The 21,785-nt window shown below is 68.4% G+C and carries 20 protein-coding genes; 7 read left to right on the top strand and 13 right to left on the bottom strand.

Going from position 1 to position 21,785, the window contains the following annotated elements:
* Positions 1-72: 72 nt before the first annotated feature.
* Positions 73-474 carry a tyrosine-type recombinase/integrase gene (locus tag FLV34_RS35040; RefSeq protein WP_147945140.1) on the bottom strand — a complete coding sequence of 134 codons (402 nt, stop codon included), beginning with the start codon at positions 472-474 and terminating at the stop codon, positions 73-75.
* Positions 475-1,082: 608 nt separating this feature from the next.
* Here FLV34_RS35040 and FLV34_RS35045 point away from each other — a divergent pair.
* The 3 genes from FLV34_RS35045 to FLV34_RS35055 all read left to right on the top strand — a co-directional run bounded on the left by FLV34_RS35045 (position 1,083) and on the right by FLV34_RS35055 (position 3,826).
* Entirely contained in the window at positions 1,083-1,673 is a 591-nt protein-coding gene (locus FLV34_RS35045; RefSeq protein WP_147945141.1) for a hypothetical protein, read from the top strand.
* Positions 1,673-3,226: a carboxylesterase/lipase family protein gene (locus FLV34_RS35050; RefSeq protein WP_240972181.1), complete on the top strand. Its 1,554-nt coding sequence runs from the start codon at positions 1,673-1,675 to the stop codon at positions 3,224-3,226. The genes FLV34_RS35045 and FLV34_RS35050 overlap by 1 nt, the downstream gene beginning before the upstream one ends.
* 111 nt (positions 3,227-3,337) lie before the next feature.
* The gene (locus tag FLV34_RS35055; RefSeq protein WP_142652077.1) at positions 3,338-3,826 is read left to right on the top strand and encodes a hypothetical protein; all 489 of its coding nucleotides are present in this window, start codon (positions 3,338-3,340) and stop codon (positions 3,824-3,826) included.
* A gap of 692 nt (positions 3,827-4,518) precedes the next feature.
* On the opposite strand, the gene FLV34_RS35060 is transcribed toward FLV34_RS35055, so the two are convergent.
* A complete protein-coding gene (locus FLV34_RS35060) occupies positions 4,519-5,055 on the bottom strand; it encodes a carbonic anhydrase (protein WP_205831187.1) in 537 nt (178 codons plus the stop codon).
* A gap of 197 nt (positions 5,056-5,252) precedes the next feature.
* On the opposite strand from FLV34_RS35060, the gene FLV34_RS35065 reads away from it, so the two are divergent.
* Positions 5,253-5,903 carry a TetR/AcrR family transcriptional regulator gene (locus tag FLV34_RS35065; protein ID WP_147945142.1) on the top strand — a complete coding sequence of 217 codons (651 nt, stop codon included), beginning with the start codon at positions 5,253-5,255 and terminating at the stop codon, positions 5,901-5,903.
* A gap of 253 nt (positions 5,904-6,156) precedes the next feature.
* Here the strand turns inward: FLV34_RS35065 and FLV34_RS35070 are convergent, their stop codons facing one another.
* Positions 6,157-6,867, bottom strand: coding sequence for an SDR family oxidoreductase (locus FLV34_RS35070; protein WP_142652071.1), 711 nt, complete (start codon positions 6,865-6,867; stop codon positions 6,157-6,159).
* A gap of 95 nt (positions 6,868-6,962) precedes the next feature.
* Here FLV34_RS35070 and FLV34_RS35075 point away from each other — a divergent pair, with 95 nt between their 5' ends.
* The 3 genes from FLV34_RS35075 to FLV34_RS35090 all read left to right on the top strand — a co-directional run bounded on the left by FLV34_RS35075 (position 6,963) and on the right by FLV34_RS35090 (position 8,308).
* Positions 6,963-7,142 carry a MerR family transcriptional regulator gene (locus FLV34_RS35075; RefSeq protein WP_315985224.1) on the top strand — a complete coding sequence of 60 codons (180 nt, stop codon included), beginning with the start codon at positions 6,963-6,965 and terminating at the stop codon, positions 7,140-7,142.
* Between the two features lie 426 nt (positions 7,143-7,568).
* On the top strand, positions 7,569-7,811 hold the full coding sequence (locus tag FLV34_RS35085; protein WP_142652069.1) for a hypothetical protein: 243 nt from the start codon (positions 7,569-7,571) through the stop codon (positions 7,809-7,811).
* Between the two features lie 53 nt (positions 7,812-7,864).
* Positions 7,865-8,308, top strand: a complete 444-nt coding sequence (locus tag FLV34_RS35090) for a hypothetical protein (protein WP_142652067.1) — start codon at positions 7,865-7,867, stop codon at positions 8,306-8,308.
* A 248-nt stretch (positions 8,309-8,556) separates the two neighbouring features.
* Here the strand turns inward: FLV34_RS35090 and FLV34_RS35095 are convergent, their stop codons facing one another.
* The 10 genes from FLV34_RS35095 to FLV34_RS35140 form a co-directional block, all read right to left on the bottom strand.
* Entirely contained in the window at positions 8,557-9,228 is a 672-nt protein-coding gene (locus FLV34_RS35095) for a shikimate kinase (protein ID WP_147945143.1), read from the bottom strand.
* A 52-nt stretch (positions 9,229-9,280) separates the two neighbouring features.
* Positions 9,281-9,799 (bottom strand): response regulator transcription factor, encoded by a 519-nt coding sequence (locus tag FLV34_RS42890; RefSeq protein ID WP_147945144.1) that lies wholly within the window; start codon positions 9,797-9,799, stop codon positions 9,281-9,283.
* Between the two features lie 155 nt (positions 9,800-9,954).
* A complete protein-coding gene (locus FLV34_RS35105; RefSeq protein WP_142652061.1) occupies positions 9,955-10,335 on the bottom strand; it encodes a YccF domain-containing protein in 381 nt (126 codons plus the stop codon).
* Between the two features lie 240 nt (positions 10,336-10,575).
* Positions 10,576-12,303 carry an IlvD/Edd family dehydratase gene (locus tag FLV34_RS35110; protein WP_187280812.1) on the bottom strand — a complete coding sequence of 576 codons (1,728 nt, stop codon included), beginning with the start codon at positions 12,301-12,303 and terminating at the stop codon, positions 10,576-10,578.
* Positions 12,304-12,347: 44 nt separating this feature from the next.
* Positions 12,348-13,223 (bottom strand): carbohydrate ABC transporter permease, encoded by an 876-nt coding sequence (locus FLV34_RS35115; protein WP_142652059.1) that lies wholly within the window; start codon positions 13,221-13,223, stop codon positions 12,348-12,350.
* Positions 13,223-14,164: a carbohydrate ABC transporter permease gene (locus tag FLV34_RS35120; protein WP_142652057.1), complete on the bottom strand. Its 942-nt coding sequence runs from the start codon at positions 14,162-14,164 to the stop codon at positions 13,223-13,225. Before FLV34_RS35120 ends, FLV34_RS35115 begins: the two co-directional genes overlap by 1 nt.
* Before the next feature lie 79 nt (positions 14,165-14,243).
* Positions 14,244-15,650 carry an extracellular solute-binding protein gene (locus FLV34_RS35125; RefSeq protein WP_147945145.1) on the bottom strand — a complete coding sequence of 469 codons (1,407 nt, stop codon included), beginning with the start codon at positions 15,648-15,650 and terminating at the stop codon, positions 14,244-14,246.
* A gap of 197 nt (positions 15,651-15,847) precedes the next feature.
* Positions 15,848-18,118 carry an esterase family protein gene (locus FLV34_RS35130; protein WP_147945146.1) on the bottom strand — a complete coding sequence of 757 codons (2,271 nt, stop codon included), beginning with the start codon at positions 18,116-18,118 and terminating at the stop codon, positions 15,848-15,850.
* A gap of 158 nt (positions 18,119-18,276) precedes the next feature.
* The gene (locus FLV34_RS35135; protein WP_142652051.1) at positions 18,277-19,299 is read right to left on the bottom strand and encodes a LacI family DNA-binding transcriptional regulator; all 1,023 of its coding nucleotides are present in this window, start codon (positions 19,297-19,299) and stop codon (positions 18,277-18,279) included.
* Between the two features lie 94 nt (positions 19,300-19,393).
* The gene (locus FLV34_RS35140) at positions 19,394-21,751 is read right to left on the bottom strand and encodes a glycoside hydrolase family 3 N-terminal domain-containing protein (protein ID WP_205831186.1); all 2,358 of its coding nucleotides are present in this window, start codon (positions 21,749-21,751) and stop codon (positions 19,394-19,396) included.
* Positions 21,752-21,785: the final 34 nt, after the last annotated feature.

Raw genomic sequence — 21,785 nt, forward strand, 5'->3', positions numbered from 1 at the left:
TGAGGGGTCGCGTTTGTCATCTCCGCACCGGGGCGCCCTCAACTACCCGTCCGTCCCAGGGCTGCGCCCATCTCACCAGCCGAGAACGCTTGGGCCCTGCTCGTCCTGGTCACCCGCCGCCTCGCCGATGTGCCGGTCGATGGCGTCCGTGATCGTCTTGTCGGCACCGCGTATGGCGTGCTGGTAGATCATCGCGGCTCGGACGTTGTCGTGACCCATCCGGGCCATGAGGTCCTTGAGCCCCGCGCCCGACTCGGCGGCGAGCATGTTGCCGGTGTGACGCAGATCATGGAAGTGAAGACCGGGGAGACCCATCTCCTTGACCACGTCCACCCACCGCGTACGGGTGTTGAAGCCACTGCGCCGCAGCGGGCCGCCCTTGGCACCAGGGAAGAGCAGCGCGCCCGGATCGTCCTGGACGTAGGTCGCCAGGTGCTCACGCAGCGCGGGGACGATCGCTTGCGGGATGCCCATGGTCCGCCGTCCCGTCCCGTCTTGGACTTGGGTGGCCCGACGGCCAGTTCACCCGAGGAACTTTCTCTCCAGGTTCGGTCTCCACGCTACAGGGGGAGCTCAGACCCTTCTCGGGCGAAGAGCGAGCCGGAGTTCAACGCCTCCAGGTGCATCAACGCGAGGCCCCAGACGTCGCCGAGGGCCGCACGAGTGGGGCAGCATCCGGCCATCGTTTCCACAGCCCTTGGGCGCGCACATCGTCCCATGGGCGGCGGCCCGTCTACGCCCGGTGCGGTACCGGCGCGATCGGGAGCCCATCTCAGCGGGATGCGGGAACGAAGCGCGCTCACCTCTCCCCATCGCAAACTCGCGAAGGCGATGAAACCGGTACGGCTCAGAGCGAAGGAGGTGCTCGGTGCATGAGTGCGGCGGGAGGCCGGCCGCATGAAGATTGTCGTGCTGGGCGGTTCGTCGTTCCTCGGGCGTGCCTACGTCTCCGAAGCGCTGCGGCCATGAGGTGACGACCTTCAACCGGGGCTCAGCGGGCCCGACCAGCCAGGTGCAGAAGCCGTACGGGGCGACCGCACCTCCTCTGCCGACCTGGAACGGCCGGCCAGGGGCCGGAGCTGGTGGACACATCCGGGGAGCAGCCGAGCGACGTACTGCTCTCCGCCGGGCTCCTACGCGAGCGCGCCGGCCACTACACGTTCGTCTCCTCCGTCCACGCGTTCTCGGACTGGGGTGAACGCCCCGACGGGGACGCCCTCACGTGCCCCTGTCCTGCCGACACCCCGCCCGGCCAGCCCGCAGGCAACCACTTGAAGGCCAGGTGCGAATGCGCGGTGCTGGAGCGGTTCGGCGCGGACCGCTCGCTGATCCTCAACTGCGGCCTGCTTGTCGGCCCCTACAAGAACGTGGGCCACCTGCTGTGGCGGCTGGACCGGATGGCGCGGGGCGGCAAAGTGCCGGCCCCCGGCGACCCGGACCGCGCCTTCCAGATGGTCGACGCGGGCGACTTCGCCGCCGGCCCCCCGCGCATGCAGGTGATCAGGAAGGCCCTGCGGAAGATCGTGCGCGCTCTCGGAGCCGTCCCCTGTTTCGCATACGACAGAAGACGTAGTCGCGGGACCGCCGGCGAGACGACGCGGAACAACCCGAAAGCCGAAAGCCTGGCCGCATGCGTAGAAAGCCGCTGTTGCTTGTCCTCGCCGCCGTCCTGATGGTTCCGCTGGGCGGCGTGGCCCACGCACGGGTGGCAGGTGATCAGGATCCGGCCCTCGTGCGAACCGCCCAGGGCGCCGTGCACGGTCTCCGCGGCTCCGACCACCGGACGTTCTCTGGGATCCCGTACGCGGCCCCGCCGACCGGCGATCGGCGGTGGCGGGCACCGGGCCCCGCGCCGACGTGGGCAGGCGTGCGTGACGCCACCAAACCTGGCAGTCCCTGCCCCCAGCTCGACGGAGGCGGCCCCGATCGGCCACCGCAGCCGCTCGGCGATGAGGACTGCCTGTTCCTCAACGTCACCACGCCTGCCTCCCGGCCGGACGAGCGGCTTCCCGTCATGGTCTGGGTCCACGGCGGCGGGTTCGTGTCGGGCGCGGGCAACGAGTACGACCTGAGCCGGATGGCCACCCAGGGGAAGGTCGTCACGGTGACGCTCAACTACCGGCTGGGAGCCCTGGGCTACCTGGACCATCCGGCCATGAGCGACCCGTACGAGGGCAACTACGCGCTCGCCGACCAGCAGGCGGCACTGCGCTGGGTGCGGCGCAACATCGCGGCCTTCGGCGGCGATCCCGCCAACGTGACGATCTTCGGCCAGTCGGCGGGCGGTTTCAGCGTGTGCGCCCATCTGGCAGCGCCTGGATCGCGCGGCCTGTTCCACAAGGCGATCGTGGAGAGCGGCCCCTGCGGCAACGCCTTCGTCACCCGGGCGGCGGCGCGGGCGCGGGCCACGAAGATCGCCGCCGACCTCGGGTGCGCCACCCGGACTGCGACGTGCCTGCGGGCCAAGCCCGTGGCCGACCTGCTCCCCATCGGCTCCGATCAGGTCTTCACCGCGACCGGCCGCATCGGTGACATGCCCTGGATCTTCACGGCGGGCACGCCCGCGCTGCCGACGCAGCCGCTGGAGGCGTTGCGCCGCGGCCTGGCCGCGCCGGTCCCCCTCCTCCAGGGGGCTACCCATGACGAGATGCGGCCTTTCGTGGCGGTGCAGTTCGACGCGCAGGGCCGACCCGTGACGGCACAGCAGTATCCGGAGATACTCGCCGACCTCTTCGGGGACGACTCCGACGCCGTGCTCGATCGTTATCCGGTCGCCGGCTTCCCCACACCGAGCCTCGCACTGGCCACCGTGCTGACCGACTGGGGCGCGAAACTGGGCGCCTGCTCGCAGCTTCCGGCGGACGACGCGGCGGCCTGGCGTGCGCCCGTCTATGCCTTCGAGTTCGCCGAGAACTCGGGGCAGGAGATCGTCGGCCTCCCGCTCGGAGCCGGGCACGCGGCCGAGCTGCCGTACCTCATGGAGGGCCCTAACCCGCCTCTGGCGCTCTCTCCCGCACAGGAGAGGCTGTCACGCGACATGATCGCTTACTGGACGCGTTTCGCCGCGACCGGCGATCCCAACCTGCCGGGGCTACCCCACTGGGCGGCCTACCACTCCGGCGGTACGGTCCTCTCGCTCGCGTCCGGTCCGCAAGATGTGCATCCGGTGAACTTCATGAGCAGTCACCAGTGCGCCTTCTGGCGCCACCCACAGCACGCGTCGTAACCGACCAGGAAGGGACCTCCAGTGAACAGCACCGCCGACCCCCGGTTCCCAGAGCAGGCGGGAGAACGGCCGGCAGGCAGGCGTGAGCCTAACGGCCGGCCCAGGACCCGGTTGTCACCACCTTGGCGCAAGGCCCTGCGGATCGTGCATGTGGTCGCCTCGCTGGGACTGCTGGGCGCCGACGCCGCCGTACTCGCTCTGGCCGTCGCGGGGTGGCAGGGGTCGAACCCGCTGACCGTCTATCCGGCCGGATACATGCTCGGCGAGTTCCTCGTCCTGCCCCTGGCGCTGCTCGCCCTCTCCACCGGCGTCGCCTTGGGGTTGCTCACCCCGTGGGGGCTGCTGCGCTACTGGTGGGTGCTCATCTCGCTGGTGTTCACCGCGGGCGGCACGCTGTTGGCCATGTTCGTTCTCGTGCCCACGCTCTCCGCGGCCGCCGGTGTGGCACTGGCCGGAGGAGTTCCCTCAGACACGTACGGGCTGGTCGTGGACTCCGGGGGAGCTTCCGGGGTGCTGCTCGTGACCATCCTGCTCAGCTACTACAAGCCCCTCGGCCGGACGATGCCATCGTCCTGGCGCCGCGTTGGGCCGGAGCGGTGAGAACCTACCGTGGTTGCTTGTTGACAAGTCGACCGACAGACCTCAGGCACAGGGACCGCTGACGAGGGGCGGATCATTGTCGTCGTCCTTCGCGCCGAGGCCTTGCCTGACGATCTCGCCCATCGTCAGCGATCACACGATCCCTGCCCTTGGCAGCACGTCGTAGCGCGCTCACCTCACCCCACCGCAGGCTCGCGAAGGTGGCGAGCAGCACCAGGGCGCGGAAGCGTCGGTCAGTCGGTGCAGCCGGGCCGCCTATCCGCGCCCATCTTCCATAGCGCCCCTTCCGCCTCGCCTCGTGTGGCGAAGATCTCAGGGTGCGCCGGCATCTCGCCGTGCCGCCGCAACCTCAGCCGGTACGCCCCGCTCTTGCGCTTGCCAGCGTTGCCGACAGGACGACGGCGACCCGGTCCGCCAGGTCGAAGACCTGAGCCACGGTGAGCACCGGCCGTTCTGCGGGATCCTCGTCACCGGCTCCGGGAATTCGGCATGGTTACTCGCGATGGTGTGCTCGTCCTCGGCCGCCGTCGCCAAGATCGCCCCGGCGAGCAGCTCTTTGTCGTTGGAGCGTGCCGACTAGCCAGACGGCGGGGAGCCGGTGGTAAGTCCCATACCGCATACTCTGCGAGCGCGGCTCAGAAGTCGTCAGAGGTGAAGTCTCTGCCGGAAGGTGTGGAACTCGGCCAACGACGTCATGCGTCCTCTGGCCGGGGATATCGGGCGTCGAGAACGGTCGTGACTCGTCCGGTGCCGATGTCGTAAACGTGGCCGGAGACGCTCACTTTGGGTGAGAGCACAGGCGACGCGAGAAGTCGCGCGACGTCGGTCCTCACGGTGGCCTGTGGATCGGCGACCTCGGTGGCTCCCAAAGCCGCCTCGGATACGCCAGTCGCCAGAGCGGCGTCACGCAGGAAGGCCGGGTCGGCCAGAAAGCCCGTTCCACATTGGGTGTGGTGGACAACAGCCACCTCGAAAAGCCTGTCAGAGACGCCGAACACCCTCTCGGCCAGGAAGGCGAGATAGGCGATGTCGTCGATCACGGCCCGGGTGACGCGTCCGCCTGCGTTGCGGATTACGGGAGCGTCTCCGAGCCGAAGCCCAAGGACGATCGCGGGGTCGACTCGATGGTCGAGGCAGGTGACGACAAGCATCTGGGCGGCCGGTGGGCCGAGCGGCACCGGGGCGTGGTCGCGAGCGAATTGCTCGTTGCGTTCAAGCAGCAAGCTCATCCTGGTCATGGGGTTGTCCGTTCGGGTCGGGTGGTCGTCTCATCGTCATGGCCCTGCCGCGACCACGTGCTGGAAGACCGGGAGTGCGTCGGGTATCGCGGCGGCCTCCGCGTCCGTCAGCCCTCCGTCAAGATTTAGTGGACGCCGTCCACTTTAGCTTGATTAGTGGACGGCGTCCACATTGATATCGTGGCCGGGTGAGCACGGGCGGACCAGCAGCGGAAAACCCCCCGGCAAGGCGACGGCGTCCCCGGGGCGCCGTCCGCGACGGCCTGATCGCCGCAGGGCTCGAACTCGCCCGCACCGGCGGCCCCGATGCCGTGGTGCTTCGCGAAGCGACCCGGACCGTCGGCGTCGTCCCCACCGCCGCTTACCGCCACTTCGCAGACCGCGATGAGCTCCTCGCCGCGGTCTGCGGCGCGGCCATGGGCGAGTTGGGCGACCGCATGGCCGCCGACGTCGCCCGCGTGCCCGGCGAGCACGGCGACCCCATCGCGGCCCGCCGCCGTCTCGGCGCGATCGGAGCGGCCTACCTTCGCTTCGCTCACGATGAACCGGGCCTGTTCGCAACCGCGTTCGCCCTGCCGCAGCAACACGCCTACAGGGCCGCGGACAACGACGAACCGGACCGCAGCCCTCTCGGCCAACTGCGTACCGTGCTGGACGAACTGGTCGACGCCGGCGTACTCACCCCGGGGCGCCGCGACGGCATCGAATACCCCATCTGGTCGGCAGTCCACGGGATGGCCGTCCTCACCGGAAAGGGCCCGCTACGCGACCTCCCCGGCTCCGACCTCCGCAGGTTGGAAGGGCTCACCCTCGCCTTCATCAGCGACAGCCTCACGTAGCGCTTCCTCATCGCACGAGGGAGCCCGAGTCCGCTCCTCGCGGCACGTTGCCCCGCCGCGACCACGTCGACAAGGGGGTCTGGAAGCCCGCGTCGACCTGTACGGCACCTGGCCCCCGAGACCACGGGCCGGGCGCGCGAACCGCTCGACAAGGCGTTCAAGCCCGCGCTGGATGTGCCGGAACGCGGACCCCGAGCAGTGGCGTACGCGCCGGTCACCTCACCAGAGCTTTCCGCAGTTCAGAGGGTAGGTATCAGCCGAAGAGGGAGGCGGCGATGTCGGCATAGAAGAGGGCGGGGTCGCGCGAGAGGGAGGCCTTGACGTTGGCGGTGGGAGTGTCGGCGATCACTTCGAGTTTGCCCGCTTCCAGACCGTCCAGGGCCATGGCGACCACCTCGTGGGGTGGGAGCTTGGGTATGTCGTAGGCGGCCATCATGTCGGTGTCGGCTATGGCCAGGGCCAAGGCGGTGACCTGGGTTCTCTGGTCGGCCAGTTCGAGTCTGACGCCGTTGGTGAGGGACCATTCCGCCGCTTTCGAGGCGGCGTAGCCGTTGCTGGCGGGGGCGAAGGCGTACCAGCTCAGCGCCGAGATGACGTTGAGGATCGCGCCGCCGGCGAGTCTGGGGGCGAAGGCCCGGGTGACGTTGAGTGTGCCCCAGAAGTTCGTTTCGAATTCGCGGCGGACGTTTTCCGTGGAGGGCCCGAGCAAGGGGGCCTCTGTGGAGATGCCCGCGTTGTTGATGAGGATGTCGAGCTCGCCTACCTCGGTGGCCGCGGCCTCGATGGACGCCGGATCGGTGATGTCCAGCCGGAGGGGCACGACGCCGGGGATGTTGATGTGGTCGGGGCGGCGGGCGGTGGCGTAGACCGTGGTGGCACCGCGGGCGACAAGAGCCTCGGCGAACGCTTTGCCGAGCCCGCGATTGGCGCCGGTCACGAGGGCTTTTGAGCCGTTGATCTGCATGACCTTACGCTAAAACCTGACGTTGACGTCAGAGGCAAGTATTGTGAGGCGGATCACCGCGCGGATCGGGGACCTGGCGAGCATGACGCGTGAGTGTGCGGGCGCTCCGGTACTACGAGGAGCAGGGGTTGCTCGCCTCAACGCGTAGTGAAAGCGGGCAGCGGCTCTATGACAACGCGGCGGTCGACCGTGTGCGGCTGATTCAGCAGTTGTACGGCGCGGGACCGTCCAGCAAGACGATCGCGAGCTCTTGCCGTGCGTCGACGCCAAGGTGAGCACGCCGGAATCCCGGGAAGGATGCTGCGGTTCACCGGAGCCCAGCCCGCAGGCAGTTCGCCGGACCCATTAGCGGGCCATCAAGGAGAGTAAGGAAGGGGCGACCACGGTCACTCGTGACCGGCCCCAAGCCCAGGTCAGCGCCCGTACGGGCGGCGTCCGTGCCAGATGCGTGCCAGAACGGACAGCGATCAGCGGTGAATCGCGGAGACTCACGGTCCCTCGCCATCCCAGACCTGCACCCCTGTTTCCCTGGCCGGAAAGAGTAGATCACCAGTCATTCCATCGCGACGACGAAGGCGATCACTGCCGGCTCGGAGATGCGGACATGCTGACCGACCTTCACGAACTCGATGCGCCGTTCGGCCACCAGGCGGGGTGATCGAACGGTAGAAGCGAGGGCACGCCCGTCCTATGGTGCGATCATGAATCGGCCGTGGTGGGGATGCTGGACCGGATGCCTAGCGGCGATCTTGGTGCCGATCGCCGGATTGCTCATCCTGGCGATGATTCCGGTGTGGCGCGACAACGCGCGTCTGGCCGCCCTGGACGAGCGGGTCCGCGAATACCCCCTCCCACCGATGACCCGCGCGTATTCCAGTGACACCGACGTGGCCTTCGGGAGAAACCTGACCGGAGGCAGCGGCGACTACTGCGATTACGGATAAGGCTCACGCGCGAGACCGCGCTGACAGAGGAAGAGATCCGCACGGCACCGGACATGTCAGCGCGCCGGCCGCTGCACGGGGTGCGGGCCGAGGGCCGGCTGATCGGAGGGTGCATCGAGACCTTGTGCAACCTCACCGGTACGCCGTACGGCGACATCGCGTCGTTCGCAACGACCACGGCCCCCGAAGGGCTGCTCGTCTACGTCGAGGCGTCCGCCGATGACGCGGCGACCATCTGCAGGAACCTGCACGGGATGCGGATGGCTGCATTCTTCACCAACGCGAACGCCGTGCTCGTCGGCCGCACCCGGGCTCCGGGCATCGACTCGCTTACCCAGCATGAGGCGGTGCTCGATGCGCTCGGCGGCCTCGCCGTACCGATCATCGCTGATGTCGAGTGTGGCCATGTCCCGCCGTACATGCCTCTGGTGAACGGGGCTCGCGGCCAGGTGGTGTACACCGAACACCGTAATGAACTCACGCAGACGCTCACGTAGATCCTGCGCGCGGTCCCCCGCGTCTCCACGGCGGCCAGATCGGGGCGCTAATGGTCAACAGTTCAGCGAGCAGGCCGAAATCGGACCTCGGTTTCGTCTCTGTTCCGGTGGAACGCGAGATCTCCGAAACCGTTGGCACGCTCGCACGTCTCAGGGTCCGTACGTCACCGCCCATCCGACCGCGGGTACGTCAGGGGCACGATCGCGCCACCCGCGCCCGTTCGGCGGCTGAACCCCGCGTCGAAGGCTCACGTCTCAAGACCGAACAGCGCGGAGACTCGCCGTTCGAGATCTTCCTCGGTGTCCTCGGGAGCCACCCTGAGCCCGTTGAGGCCCAGGTCACTGGTCTGTTTGCCGAGCCGGTCGGTGAACAGTGCGTCGCGCTGGAGCAGGTTCTGCAGCGCCCGCTGCGGGTCACCGGTCTTGGCGAGGAATCCCCATGCCGGTCCGCCACGGCTGTCGAACATCGCCTGGCGGAAATCGGGAGCCGGCAGCAGCCATACGGCATGGTCCGCTTCGGCGAGCAGGGGGTGGACGAGGCCGGGCAGCAGCCGGAACCCTTCGGCGAGCACCGGCCGGTCGGTGGGGAGGGCGAGAAGGTCTTCGATGATCAGCTCGAATCCTTCGCCGTGGAACCAGTGGAAGGTGTCGAGCATCTCGCGCGGGCTTCTGGCCACCCAGCGTTCGTCCATGTCCATGGCCGCGAACCTGCCCAGGTAGGGGGCCTGTTCCACGGGCATGCGGCGGGCGTGGCCGGGCATGGCCGCGTCGGTGTCGTACAGGCGCATTCCGTACCGCTCGGCGATGCGCCGGGCGATGGTGGATTTTCCGGCTCCGCTCCCGCCGCCGATCCAGTAGACGTGGCGCAGCCGTTCCCTCCAAACCCGGGGAGAAGCACCTTCGTGCGGTTCAGAGTGCATTCGTCAGCTCCTGTCGAGTGCCTGCTCAATAGCCCGATACGGCGGCCGGCGCTCAACCACCCTTGACGAGCTCAGGGCACTTTTCGGCGACGATGCGGGCCAACTCGGTGCGGGATGCGATGTCGAGTTTGCCGAACATCCGGCGGAGGTGGGTGGACACCGTGTGCGGGGAGAGGAACATCCGCTGGGCGATCTGGCGATTGGTCATGCCTCTGGCGATCAGGCCGGCGACGGCGCGTTCCGTGTCGGTGAGGCTCTCCCATCCCGATGTCGGCCGCTGGGGCTGGTTCCAGTGGCGGCGCCGCACACCGAGCGCCCGCAGCCGAGCCCGTACGCGGGCCGTCGAGCGCCCGGTCCAGGACGTCGACGGCCTTGGCAGTGGAGACGGCCTTGGCAGTGGACATGGTGGCCAGCAGGACGCCGAGGTCTTCGGCGGCCGAGGCGCGTATCCACGGTTCGGGCTGATCGATGGCGGAGGCCAGCGCGTCGCGGCCACGCCAACCCGGCCACGACGATCGCGAAAACCGGACCAATCCCCAGTTTGATGATCGGCATCGACCAAATGCCCCATAAATCCATAAACCACCCGGTCAGTCAGCCATGTCAAGCGCGGGCGGGAGGAGCGCGCGGCGTCTTCGTCCTCGTGACGCGCCCTTTGCCGGCAAGTCGTCACCGGAACGCGAATGTAAGGCCTCTATCCGAACTCAAACTGCGGGTCACGGTCGCCTAAGCGCGGGTCACGGGGACGATGTCCTTGCCCAGCGGCATCAGCGAGATCGGGATCATTTTGAGGTTCGCGATCCCCAGCGGGATGCCGATGATCGAGACGAACAGCGGGATCGCGGTGACGATGTGCCCGATCGCCAGCCAGATCCCGGCGACGATCAGCCAGATGACGTTGCCGATCGTCGACCACGCGCCGGCCGACGGCTTGTCGGCGATGGTCCGGCCGAACGGCCACAGCGCGTAACCGGCGATCCGGAACGACGCGATGCCGAACGGGATGGTGATGATGAGGACGCAGCAGAGGATCCCCGCCGCGACGTAACCTAACGCGAGCCACAGACCGGCGAAGATCAGCCAGATGACGTTGAGAATGGTCTTCATAGTGCCCACTGTCCCATCTGACCGGCTCGGCCGGTGACCGCCTGACGGTCGAGGACCACGCGACGCGCCCTACGCCCTGAGCCTCTGGCGCGCATATCGCCGATCAGGGTCTCCGGACTCCAGGCCCTCGTCGCCACCTGGAGCACACGCCGGCTGACGTGCCGGTGTCGAGGTCTGGCCGCCATGAAGCGTGCCGATCCTCGACATCGGCCGTCTCTACTTGTCACCCGTGGTGGCCGGTCAGTGGGAGTGACGGGGCGGGGCGCTGCCGCTGCCGCCGACGAGGAAGTCGAGGTCCGCGCCCTGGTCGGCCTGCGTCACGTGCTCGCTGTACAGCCGTACCCAGCCCCGGGTGGCGGGCGGCTGCGGGGGCTGCCAGGCGGCGCGGCGGCGTTCGAGCTCCGCCTCGTCGACCAGCAGGTCCAGGCTCCGCGACGGGACGTCCACCCGGACCAGGTCGCCGGTACGGACGAGTGCGAGGGGACCGCCCACGGACGCCTCGGGGGCCACGTGCAGGACGCAGGTGCCGTACCCCGTGCCGCTCATGCGGGCGTCGGAGATCCGGACCATGTCGGTGATCCCCTCCTGGAGCAGCCGCCGCGGCATGGGCATGTTGCCCACCTCGGGGAAGCCGGGGTAGCCGCGCGGCCCGGCGTTCTGCACCACGATGACCGTGTCGGCGGTGACGTCCAGGTCCGGGTCGTCGGCCGCGGCGACGTAGTCCTCGATCCGGTCGAACACGAGCGCCGGTCCGGTGTGCTGGAGCAGATGGGCAGATGCGGCGGAGACCTTCAGCACGGCCCCGGACGGCGCGAGCGACCCGCGCAGCACGACGGTGCCCGAGCCGGCGGCCTGGAACGGCTTGTCCATGGTGCCGATGACGTCGCGGTTCCAGCACTCGGCGCCGCTGATGTTGTCGGCCACGCTCTTTCCGCTGACGGTGACGTGATCCAGGTGCAGCAGGGAGGCGATCTCCTTCATCAGCGCCGGGAGTCCGCCCGCGTACGCGAAGTCCTCCATCAGGTAGGTGCCGGACGGCATGAGGTTGACCAGCATGGGCACCTCGGCGGTGAGCGTGTCGAAGTCCTCCAGCGACAGGGGGACGCCGAGGCGCCCGGCGATCGCGAGCAGGTGCACCACGGCGTTGGTGGACCCGCCGATCGCGGCGTTGACCCGGATGGCGTTCTCGAAGGCCTCGCGGGTGAGCACGGTGGACAGCCGCTGGTCCTCCTGCACCATGGCGACGATCCGGCGCCCGGCGGCCTGCGCGAGCGCGTACCGCCGGGAGTCGACCGCCGGAAGGGCCGCGGACCCCGGCAGCTGGACGCCCAGCGCCTCGGCCACACAGGCCATCGTGGAGGCGGTCCCCATGGTCATGCAGTGCCCGCGGCTGCGGGACATGCAGATCTCCGCCTCGGCGCAGTCGGCCGCGGTCATCCGGCCGGCCCGCATCTCCTCGGTGAAACGCCACACGTCGGTGCCCGACCCGATGTCCCGGCCGCGGAACTTGCCGTTGAGCATCGGGCCACCGGTGACCATCAAAGTGGGCAGGTCGACGCTGGCCGCGCCCATGAGCAGCCCGGGTGTGGTCTTGTCACAGCCGGACAGCAGCACCACGCCGTCGAGCGGGTTGGCCCGGATGAGCTCCTCCGCCTCCATGGCCAGCAGGTTGCGGTAGAGCATGGTCGTCGGCCGCATCACCGGCTCTCCCAGGCTCATCGCCGGGAACTCGAGCGGCAGGGCTCCGCTCTCCCACACCCCGCGCTTCACCGACTCGGCAAGGTCGCGCAAATGGGCGTTGCACGGCGTCAACTCCGACCATGTGGTGGCGATGCCGATCACGGGGCGGCCGTCGAAAACGTCGTCGGCGAACCCCTGGTTGCGCATCCACGATCGATGGATGAACCCGTTGCGCCCTTCCGCGCCGAACCACTCCTGGCTGCGCAGCGGACGGTTGGTCATCGACATCGGGACACCTTTCTCTACATGCTGATCAACTGGTGGACGACCGGCTATCTCAGGCCCCCGACGGACAGTCCGCCGCGCCAGTGCCGCTGGAGGGTGAAGAAGGCGATGACGAGCGGGATCACCGACACGAGCGCGCCCAGGATGATGAGGCTCCAAAGGGAGGTACTGCCCGAATTGTTCGCCGAGGCGATGCCCTGCCAGAGGCCGAGCCCGACGGTGACGGGGAAAAGGCGGTTGTCGGAGAGCATGGCGAGCGGCAGGAAGTAGTTGTTCCAGGACGCCACGGCCGACAGGAGCAGCACCGTGACCACCGCCGGCCGCATCAGCGGGAAGGCGACCTGAAGGAACGTCCGCAGCTCACCCGCGCCGTCGACCTTCGCCGCGTCGAGGATCTCGTCGGGAACGGCGTCGCGCGCGTACACGTGCATCAGATAGACGCCGAACGGGTTGAGCAGCGACGGGAGGATCACCGCCCAGATCGTGTTCGTCAGGCCGAGCCCGGAGAACATCATGAAGGTGGGGATCACCAGGGCGGTCGCGGGCACCATCAACGCGCCGAGCAGGACCGAGAAGCTGAAACGCCGGCCGGCGAACCGATACTTGGCGAATCCGTATCCGGCCATGACGGACAGGATCGTGGCGCCGATCCCGCCCGCGAACGCGTACAGCGTGGAGTTGAGGATCCACCTGCCGTAGATGCCGCCGTCGTAGGTGAACAGCCGCTGGAGGTTGCCGAAGTAGTCGACCTGGTCGGCGAACCACAGGGTGTTGCTCCCGCCGAACAGGCCGGGGGCGTCCTTGGAACTGTTGACGATGACCCACCAGAACGGCACCAGGAAATACACGACCAGGAAGCCGAGGAAGATCTGCAGGGGAAGGTGGCGCTGGGAACGGCGGCGTGCGCCGGCGCTGCCGGTCATCAGAAGAAGCTCCTACGCTTGCGGGTGAAGAACAGGAACGCGTAGACGCAGACGAACACGACCCCGCCGAGCGCGAACGAGATCGCCGATCCGTAGTTGAAGTTCGCGAGCCCGAACGCCTGCTGGTACGCGTACATGTTGGGGGTGAATCCCGGTGCGATCGTGCCGGCGGCCAGATATCGCAGGATCTGTGGTTCGTTGAAGAACTGCAGGGTGCCGATGAGCGAGAAGACCAGGATCAGGAGCAGCGCGGGGGCGATCAGCGGGATCTTGATCCGGAGCGCGATCTGCCATGAACTGGCGCCGTCCATGCGGGCGGCCTCGTAGAGCGACGGATCGATGCCCTGGAGCGCCGCGTACAGGATGATCATGTAGTAACCGGCCCACTGCCAGGTGACGACGTTGATCAGGCCGTAGAAGATCAGGTTCTTGCTGAAGAAGTCGGGAGCGGGGGCGCCGAACAGCCCGAAGATGTCGGTGAGCGGCCCGAAGCTCTTGCTGTACAGGAACCCCCACATGACCGCCCCGATCACCGTGGGAATGGCGTACGGGAGGAAGATCATGAGGCGGGAGAACCGGGTGAACAGCGAGGTCACGGCATCCACGATGAGTGCCATCGCGAGCGCGACGAGGATCTGCAGCGGGATGGCGACCAGGGAGAAGCGGACGACGAACCACACCCCGGAGAGGAAGGTCGGGTCGGTGAACGCCTTCACGTAGTTGCCGAGGAAGACGAAGCTGGTGCCCCCGATCAGCTTCTTCTGCCAGAGGCTGAGATACAGGGCGTACCCGAGCGGCGCGATGAGCAAGGCCAGGAAGACGATCCCGAATGGCCCGACGAAGAGCCACCCCATGAGGTGCTCGCGGAGGCGCACCTTTCCGCGGACCTTGCGCGTTTTTTCTTGAGTGCTCGATGCACTCTCCTCGATCAGGAGGGTCATCTTGGGCTCCGAGGGGTTCGATGCTGGGGAGTGGCGGGTGGGCCGGCCGGTCGAGGACGGCGCGGCCCACCCGGGTCGGCTACTTGACGGTGAAACCCTGCTCCTTGGCGTAGTTCACCACGTCTTCCTGGATCCGGTCGGCCGCCTGCGCACCGGTGATGGAGCCGTCGATGACCGCGCTGATCTGCTTCGTCATGGCGTCGAAGTAGTACTGGCCGAACGGCGCGTAGGTCATGCCCGTGTAGGCGTTCGCCGCGGGGACATAGACCTCCTTGTTCGCCTGCTGGCCGTCGAAGAACTTCACCTTCAGGTTCACGAAGTCGGGGCTGTTGAGCGCCTTCAGGTTCAGCGGGAAGATGATCTGGTTGGTCCAGCCGTCGGTGAGCGACTCGTCGTCCGCGTAGAGGCCGTACGCCACCTTCGCCGCGAGCTCGGGGTTCTTCGCCTGGCTCGTCACGGAGAAGGCCGACCCGCCCCAGTTGACCTGCACCGGGTTGGCGGGATCCCACTGCGGGAGCGGCGCCACCGCCCACTTGCCGGTGTCCTTGCCCTTGCCGACGCCCGCGCCGGTGAGGTATCCGGGCGCCCAGGCCGCCGAGATGTACGTCGCGTACTTGCCGTTGACCACACCGGCGATGTACTCCGGCGTGAACTGGTCCTGCGTCCCGACCAGGCCCTTCTTGGCGAGGTTGCCCCAGTAGTCCAGCACGTCCTTGGACGCCTGGTCGTTCAGCGCGATGCCGATCGTCTCCGGCTGGGCCGGGTCATAGGTGTACGGACTGGCGCCCTTCTGGATCTGCAGCGCCATCATGACGGCCGGGACGTTCGCGCCCAGGTCGCCGAACAGCGGGCCGCCGGCGTCCTTCACCTTCTGTGCCGCCTGCTCGTACTCGGCCCACGTCTTCGGCGGCGTGATCTTGTACTTGTCGAAGACGTCCTTCCGGTAGATCATCGCCATCGGGCCGCCGTCCACCGGCACGCCGTAGACCGCGCCGCCGATCGAGACGTCCTTCCACGCGCCTTCGCTGTAGTTCGCCTTCACCGCGTCGAAGCCGTAGTTCTTGATGTCGACGAGCGCCTTCTGGATCTGGAAGGTCGGGATCCGGTCGGCCTCGATCATGATGACGTCGGGCGCGCCGGTGCCCGCCGAGATCGCGGTCTGGAACTTGTCGTACTCGTCGCCGCCCTGACCGACGTTGGTCCAGCAGACCTGCACCTCGTTGTTCTGCTTGTTGAAGTTGTCGACGACGAGCTGCATGTTGGGGTACCAGCCCCAGAAGGTGACGACCGGCAGGTCCTTCTTGGTGATGGTGTTCGTGCAGTTGCTCGCGTTGTTTCCGGCCGCGTTGTTTCCGGCCGTGTCGCCGCCGGCGTTGGTCGCGCTGGCGCTGCTCTGGCTCCCCGCGTCGGGGGAGCAGGCGGGGAGCACGCACGCGGCGGCGAGCGTGGCTGCGGTGGCAAACAGTTTTTTCGTCTTCGTTGACATAACGTCCCCTCCGGGATCACTGCGCACAAGGGTCATGCGCCGCCGCTGCGGCCGAACCAGCGGCCCGGGGGCGAGGCGCGGACGGCGCGATCCGCGCCCCGCCCTTCCGGGCCGATTTCTCATGTGAGCGCTAACACGCTCACTTGCGTGACGATGTCCATCACCGGTGATCCGGTGCTTTTGACGTTATTTTCTGATCAGCGCTTGAACAAGCGCGGTGCGAGGTCGATCAGGTTTTTCTGCCATACGTCCCACCCATGCGGTCCGGGGGTGATTCCGTCGAACTCGTAGTGGACACCGAGGTCGTTCATCGTGGTCAGCCCCGCCATGAACGACGGGTACACGAAGTCGGTCACGTCGCCGACGTACACGCGGAACAGCTTGGTCCCGCTGTTGATCGCCGCCACGTCGACGCCTGCGCCGCTGCCGAACCCGGCCGAGAACGCCGCGATGTAGGCGAACCGGCCCGGGTAGGCCTTGAGCACCCCGATCGTCTGTCCACCGCCCATCGAGAGGCCGGCGAGTGCCTGCTGCGACGGGTCGTCGGAGATGTTGTAGTGGGCCCGAGCCGCGGGAACGATGTTCTCCAGCAGCTCCTTGTTGAAGTTGGACACGTTGCCGTTGCCCATCACGACCACCATCGGCACCAGGTCGCCGTCGAGGAACTGGTGGTCGAGGATCTGCTTGGCCCGGCCCATCTCCACCCAGTCGGTGTAGCTCTGGCCGCTGCCGTGCTGGAGGAAGAAGACGGGGTACGGCTCCGCGCGGTCCGGGTCGTAACCGGGCGGGGTCCACACCAGCGCGGTCCTGTCCTGGTTCGCCACGTTGCTGTGGTAGGTCAGGCTCTCGACCTTTCCGCCCTGCCCGGCGGGAACGTCGGAGAGCAGACGCGACCGCTCACCGGGAACGAGGAAGGTGCTCCAGGCCGGTTCCGAGGTCACCTTCGTCGGGTTCGACGCGTCCTTGACCGCGACCCGATCCACGATCAGCCGGTAGTAGTAGAACCACGGGTCCAGCGGGCCCACGGTCGTCCGCCACCGGTCGCCTTCACGGGACATCGGGAGACGCAGCCAGCTTCCGCCGGGAGCCACGTTGGCCCACACGGTGACGTGCTGCGCGTCCGTGAAGTCGGTCGTGGTCTCGAAGGTGACGAAACCGTCCTCGCTCAGGAACGGCGTCGGGGTCGTGCCCGCCGCCGGCGGGTGGAACTCGCCCTTCAGCGGCCCGTGACCGGCGCTCGGGCCGTGATCCGACACGTCGTGGAACAGCCGCGGCACGAAATCGATCAGATTCTCCTGCCAGGCGTTCCAGTTCGCCCCGGCGTCGGGATTGACGCCGTCGAACTCATACCTGATGCCGGCGCGGTCGAGCGCCTTGGTCAGGCGTACGGTCGCGTTGTAGGCCGGGTCGGTCACGTTCCCGGTGTACAGACGCGCCAGCTTGACCTCGCGGTTGATCGCCTTCGGGTCCGCCCCGGCGACGCCGTCCTCCAGAAGACCGGAGAACGAGCCGGCGTAGGCGAACTGAGCCGGTCTGGTCAGCGCGGCACGCAGCGCCTGCGTCCCGCCCTCGCCCACACCCGCGATCGCCTGGTGCCCCGGGTCGCGCAGGACGTTGTATCTGTCCCCGACCGCCTTGCGCAGGTCCTTCAGATCCTTGTCGCCGGCCGTCCCCTCGGCGTCGCTGATCACGACCACCATCGGCTCCGCGGAGCCCTGGATCGACAGGTTGTCGAGGATCTGCTTGGCCCGGCCGAGGTCGAGCCAGTCGGTGGCGCTCCTGTCGCCGGACTGCAGGTACAGCACCGGGTAGCCCTTGGGACCCGGCTCCTTGGGACCGGGACCCGCCGGACCCGGCTCCTTGGGACCGGGACCCGCGGGGCCCTGCTCCTTCGGGCCTGGCCCCTTGGGGCCCTTGGCCTGGTAGCCCGGCGGCGTCCAGACCAGCGCCGTCCGCTCCTGCTTCTTCACCTCATAGGTCAGGGTCTCGACCTTGCCGCCCTGTCCCTGCGGCGCGTCCGCCAGGAGGCGCGCGGAGTCGCCCGCGACGAAGAAGGTGCTCCTCAGGGGCGCGGAGGCCACGCTGGTGGCGTTCGTCGGATCCTTGAGACCCTTCGTGTCGTCACCCGTGACCTGGTAGGAGTACAGCCCCGGCTTGAGCGGGCCGAGGACTCCGGACCAGGCGTTGCCGCTGCGGCTGAGCCCGAACTCCGCCCAGGTGAAGGAGGGGCCGAAGTTCCCCTCGATGACCACCTGCGACACCTGGCCCGCGTTGGCCTGGACGTAGTCCGCCGGGACGCTGAACGACGCGTAGCCGTCCTCGGACACCACCAGCCAGGGGGTGTCGGCCGCCGCCGGCAGCGGCGGTGCGAGCGACACCGCCGCCATCGCCATGACTCCGGCGGCGATGGCCGCCGGGATCCGGCGTACGCCCATGGGGCGTACGCTGCCGTGATACGGTAAATTCATACTGAGCACTCCTAGGATGGCTGGCTGCGGATGGGGTCCGATCGGCCAGCCGTAATCGTCTGCGGATGTGCGGTGGTTTGTTTCGTACCTCCGTTCCTAGGGGGATGCCTTTCATCTGCGACGTCAGCGGCAACTGACGTCGCAGATGAGGGTCTGTGTCATGGTCTCGTCGCGGCCCTCACCGGGGCGGTGGAGCCACGGACCAGCAGGCGCGTCGGGAGCAGGATCTGGCGGGGGCCTTCCCACTCACCGGTAACCAGCGCTTTGAGCATGTGCGCGGCCTCGTATCCGAGCCGGTACATCGACTGGTCCACGGTGGTCAGCCTCGGCTCCGCCAGCGCCGACTCCGGGATGTTGTCGAATCCGACCACCGACAGGTCACCGGGGACGTCGAGCCCCATCTCCTTCGCGACCTCCAGCACCTTCAGCGCCATCCCGTCGCTGGCCGCGAAGATCGCCGTCGGCCGGTCCGGCCGTTCCAGCAGGGCCCGAGCCAGCGGGACCGCGGACTCGGGGTTGAAATCCCCTCGCCCGATCAACGCCGGATCGACCGGAACGCCGGCCTCGGCCAGCGCCTTGCGGTAGCCCTCCTCGCGCGACCACGCCGCCGCCAGGCTGGAACGGCCCGCGATGAAGCCGATGCGCCGGTGGCCCAGGCCGAGCAGGTGCTCGACCGCCGTGGTCGCGCCCGCGAGGTTGTCCGCCGTCACCGACGGCACCGCCGAGTCCCTGACCGGATCGATGACCACGATCGGCGTGCTGGCCCGCACCTCGCCCCAGGGCGTGACCACGATGCACCCGTCCGTGAGGGTGCCCGACAGACGGGTCAGGTGCCGCTGCTCCCAGCCCTCGGAGTAGGTGCCGTAGACGTCGCTGTTGGCGTAGATGATCAGGTCGAAGCCCGACTGGGTCAACGCGTCCATGACGCCCTTGAGCACCTCGGCCGTGTAGGACTGGAAGCGGTGGGTCACCAGACCGAGGACGTTGGTGCGGGTGCGCCGCAGGCTCGCCGCCACGAGGCTCGACTCGTAGCCCAGCCGCTCGATGGCCGAACGCACCTGCGCGATGGTGCTGGCGCTGACGCCGTAACGCCCGTTCACCACGCGCGACACGGTCGCAGTGGAGACGCCCGCCAGTCGTGCGACATCGCTCATCGTCACCGGCGAACCGCCCTCGGCCATGCCGCCCTCTCAGCATTGCAATCGTTATCGGTTACGTTTCCGGCCTTTAACGTAGGCGACACCGAAAGCAAACACAAGGCCTGTCAGCGTCTTGTTACAACGACCGTACGCCCTTTTGAGCCCGCCCCAAATAGGCCGGACTCATGATCGTGAACGTGCCGGCATGGGTGTGGCCATCGGAGGAGAAGCCGACATATACCTCGATATGTCCGTCTTCTACCGTGTAGTGCATGTTCCGGTCATAAAAGCCGAGCCGGTCTGTGGGCAGGTCGAAGCGGATGGTCGTTCGCTCCCCTGCCCCGGCGGACACGCGGGCGAAGCCCTTCAGCTCCAGCACCGGCCGCGTGACCGACGCCTGCGGGTCGCGTATGTAGAGCTGGACGACCTCCTCGCCGGCCCGGTCGCCGGTGTTGGCCACGGTGACCTCCACCGCGACGCTCTCCCCCGCCATCACCTCGGCGCGGTCCAGCGTGGCCCGTTCGACCACGAACGGGGCGTACCCGAGCCCGTGACCGAAGCGGTATCGCGGGCTGACGGGCGAGTCGACGTAGTCACCGTGCCAGTGCGACCGCCCTCCGGACACCTTGTGCCCGTAGTAGACGGGAATCTGGCCGACGGTGCGCGGATAGGAGATGGGCAGCTTCCCGCTCGGGTTCACCTCGCCGAGCAGCACCTCGGCGATCGCCCTCGCGCCGGTCTGCCCGGGCAGCCAGGCCAGCAGCACCGCGGCGCAGTTCTCGTGCAGGAAGTCGCCGCCGACGGGCCGGCCCGCGACGAGCACCGCCACCACCGGGGTGCCGGTGGCGACGACGGCACGCACCAGGTCTTCCTGGACACCGGGCAGGTCCAGGCTGGACCGGTCACGCGACTCACCCGTCGTGGCTCCGAGCGTCAGCCCCGAGCGGTCTCCCAGGACGAGCACCGCGACGTCGGCCGCCGCGGCGGCCGCGACCGCCTCGTCGAAACCGTCCCTCGATGTGCCGGCCACATCGCACCCGCGCGCATACCGCAGCCGGTCGCCCAGGCGGGCCGCGAGCTCGTCGCGCACCGTGCGCACCCCGTCGGTGCTCTCCTCGATCTCGAGGTCGTCCGGGATCGTCATCGTCTGGCCGAGCAGGCCCTTGCGCTCGCGCGCCTGCATCAGCGACTCGACGTGCGCCGCGAAGGAGTAGTCGCCGAGCAGGTGCCGCGCGTCGTCGGCGTTCGGGCCGATGAGCGCCACCGTTCCCGTGCCCGGCCGCAGCGGCAGCATGCCGTCGTTCTTGAGCAGGACGAGGCTGCGGCGGGCGATCTCCAGCGCCACCTCCCGGTGCGGCGCGGCGTTGACCGTCACCGCCACCGCGGTCTCGTCCACATAGGGGTTCTCGAACAGGCCGAGCTCGAACTTGTGCCGCAGCACCCGCGAGACCGCCCGGTCCAGTTGCGCTTCACCGACCTCGCCCTCGTCGAGGGCCTGCGCGAGCGCGTCCCCGTACGCGTCCGTCGCCGGAAGCTCGACGTCGACGCCCGCGGTGAGCGCCCGCACCGCCGCCTGCCGCTTGTCGCCGGCGAAGCGGTGATACGAGTGGAGGTCGTCGACGGCGAAGTAGTCCGACACGACGGTCCCTTCGAAACCCCACTCGCCACGCAGGACGTCGCCGAGGAGCTCGTCGTTGCCGTGGCAGGGGATGCCGTCCAGCTCGTGATAACCGGCCATCACCGACTGGAGACCCGCCTCGCGTACGGCCGCCTCGAACGGGTGCAGATACACCTCCCGCAGCAGGCGCGGCGGCAGATGCGCCGGCGCCCAGTTCAGCCCGCCCTCGGACGCTCCGTAACCGACGAAGTGCTTGGCCGTCGCGATGACGCCCTCGGTCAGCGAGTCGCCCTGCAGGCCCCGGACGAACGCCACACCCATCCGGGCCACCAGGTGGGGGTCCTCCCCATAGGTCTCCTCGGTGCGGCCCCACCGCGGGTCCCGCACCACGTCGAGCACCGGTGAGAGCCCCTGATGGCCGCCCATCGCGCGCATCTGCGCACGGACGGCGTCCGCCAGCCGCCGGTTGAGCTCCGGCTCCCAGGTGCTCGCGACGCCGATGGCCTGGGGGAAGATGGTGCCCTCCCGCGCCATCACCCCGGAGCACACCTCCTCGTGCACGATCGCCGGGATCCCGAGCCGGGTCTCCGTCACCAGGAACCGCTGGATCTCGTTGGCGACCCGCGCGACATCCGCCGCCTTGAGGTTCGTGGCTCCCGCGACACGAGTCACGTGGCCCAGGCCGTGGCGGAGGACCGGGCGGGCCCGCTCCGCCGAAAATCGGCCTCCCTCGATCAGGGAGAACGCCCAGACGCTCCCCAACTGCGCGAGCTTCTCCTCCCGGGTCATCCGACCCAGCAGATCCGCCACGCGCTCGCTCACCGGCACGGCCGGATCGGTGTACGCCGCTCCGGACTCCCGCCTCACCGTGGTCACCCGTTCACTCCGATCATTCCGACTCTCGCAAACG

This window comes from Microbispora sp. CSR-4, assembly GCF_008033685.1.
Classification (GTDB): domain Bacteria; phylum Actinomycetota; class Actinomycetes; order Streptosporangiales; family Streptosporangiaceae; genus Microbispora.

Excerpts from the sequence above, each read along its gene's own strand:
- FLV34_RS35040 (WP_147945140.1), bottom strand. The coding sequence starts at position 474 with ATGGGCATCCCGCAAGCGATCGTCCCCGCGCTGCGTGAGCACCTGGCG.
- FLV34_RS35050 (WP_240972181.1), top strand. The coding sequence starts at position 1,673 with ATGGTTCCGCTGGGCGGCGTGGCCCACGCACGGGTGGCAGGTGATCAG.
- FLV34_RS35060 (WP_205831187.1), bottom strand. The coding sequence starts at position 5,055 with ATGAGCTTGCTGCTTGAACGCAACGAGCAATTCGCTCGCGACCACGCC.
- FLV34_RS35070 (WP_142652071.1), bottom strand. The coding sequence starts at position 6,867 with ATGCAGATCAACGGCTCAAAAGCCCTCGTGACCGGCGCCAATCGCGGG.
- FLV34_RS35085 (WP_142652069.1), top strand. The coding sequence starts at position 7,569 with ATGAATCGGCCGTGGTGGGGATGCTGGACCGGATGCCTAGCGGCGATC.
- FLV34_RS35090 (WP_142652067.1), top strand. The coding sequence starts at position 7,865 with ATGTCAGCGCGCCGGCCGCTGCACGGGGTGCGGGCCGAGGGCCGGCTG.
- FLV34_RS35095 (WP_147945143.1), bottom strand. The coding sequence starts at position 9,228 with ATGCACTCTGAACCGCACGAAGGTGCTTCTCCCCGGGTTTGGAGGGAA.
- FLV34_RS42890 (WP_147945144.1), bottom strand. The coding sequence starts at position 9,799 with ATGGGGCATTTGGTCGATGCCGATCATCAAACTGGGGATTGGTCCGGT.
- FLV34_RS35105 (WP_142652061.1), bottom strand. The coding sequence starts at position 10,335 with ATGAAGACCATTCTCAACGTCATCTGGCTGATCTTCGCCGGTCTGTGG.
- FLV34_RS35110 (WP_187280812.1), bottom strand. The coding sequence starts at position 12,303 with ATGTCGATGACCAACCGTCCGCTGCGCAGCCAGGAGTGGTTCGGCGCG.
- FLV34_RS35115 (WP_142652059.1), bottom strand. The coding sequence starts at position 13,223 with ATGACCGGCAGCGCCGGCGCACGCCGCCGTTCCCAGCGCCACCTTCCC.
- FLV34_RS35120 (WP_142652057.1), bottom strand. The coding sequence starts at position 14,164 with ATGACCCTCCTGATCGAGGAGAGTGCATCGAGCACTCAAGAAAAAACG.
- FLV34_RS35125 (WP_147945145.1), bottom strand. The coding sequence starts at position 15,650 with ATGTCAACGAAGACGAAAAAACTGTTTGCCACCGCAGCCACGCTCGCC.
- FLV34_RS35130 (WP_147945146.1), bottom strand. The coding sequence starts at position 18,118 with ATGAATTTACCGTATCACGGCAGCGTACGCCCCATGGGCGTACGCCGG.
- FLV34_RS35135 (WP_142652051.1), bottom strand. The coding sequence starts at position 19,299 with ATGGCCGAGGGCGGTTCGCCGGTGACGATGAGCGATGTCGCACGACTG.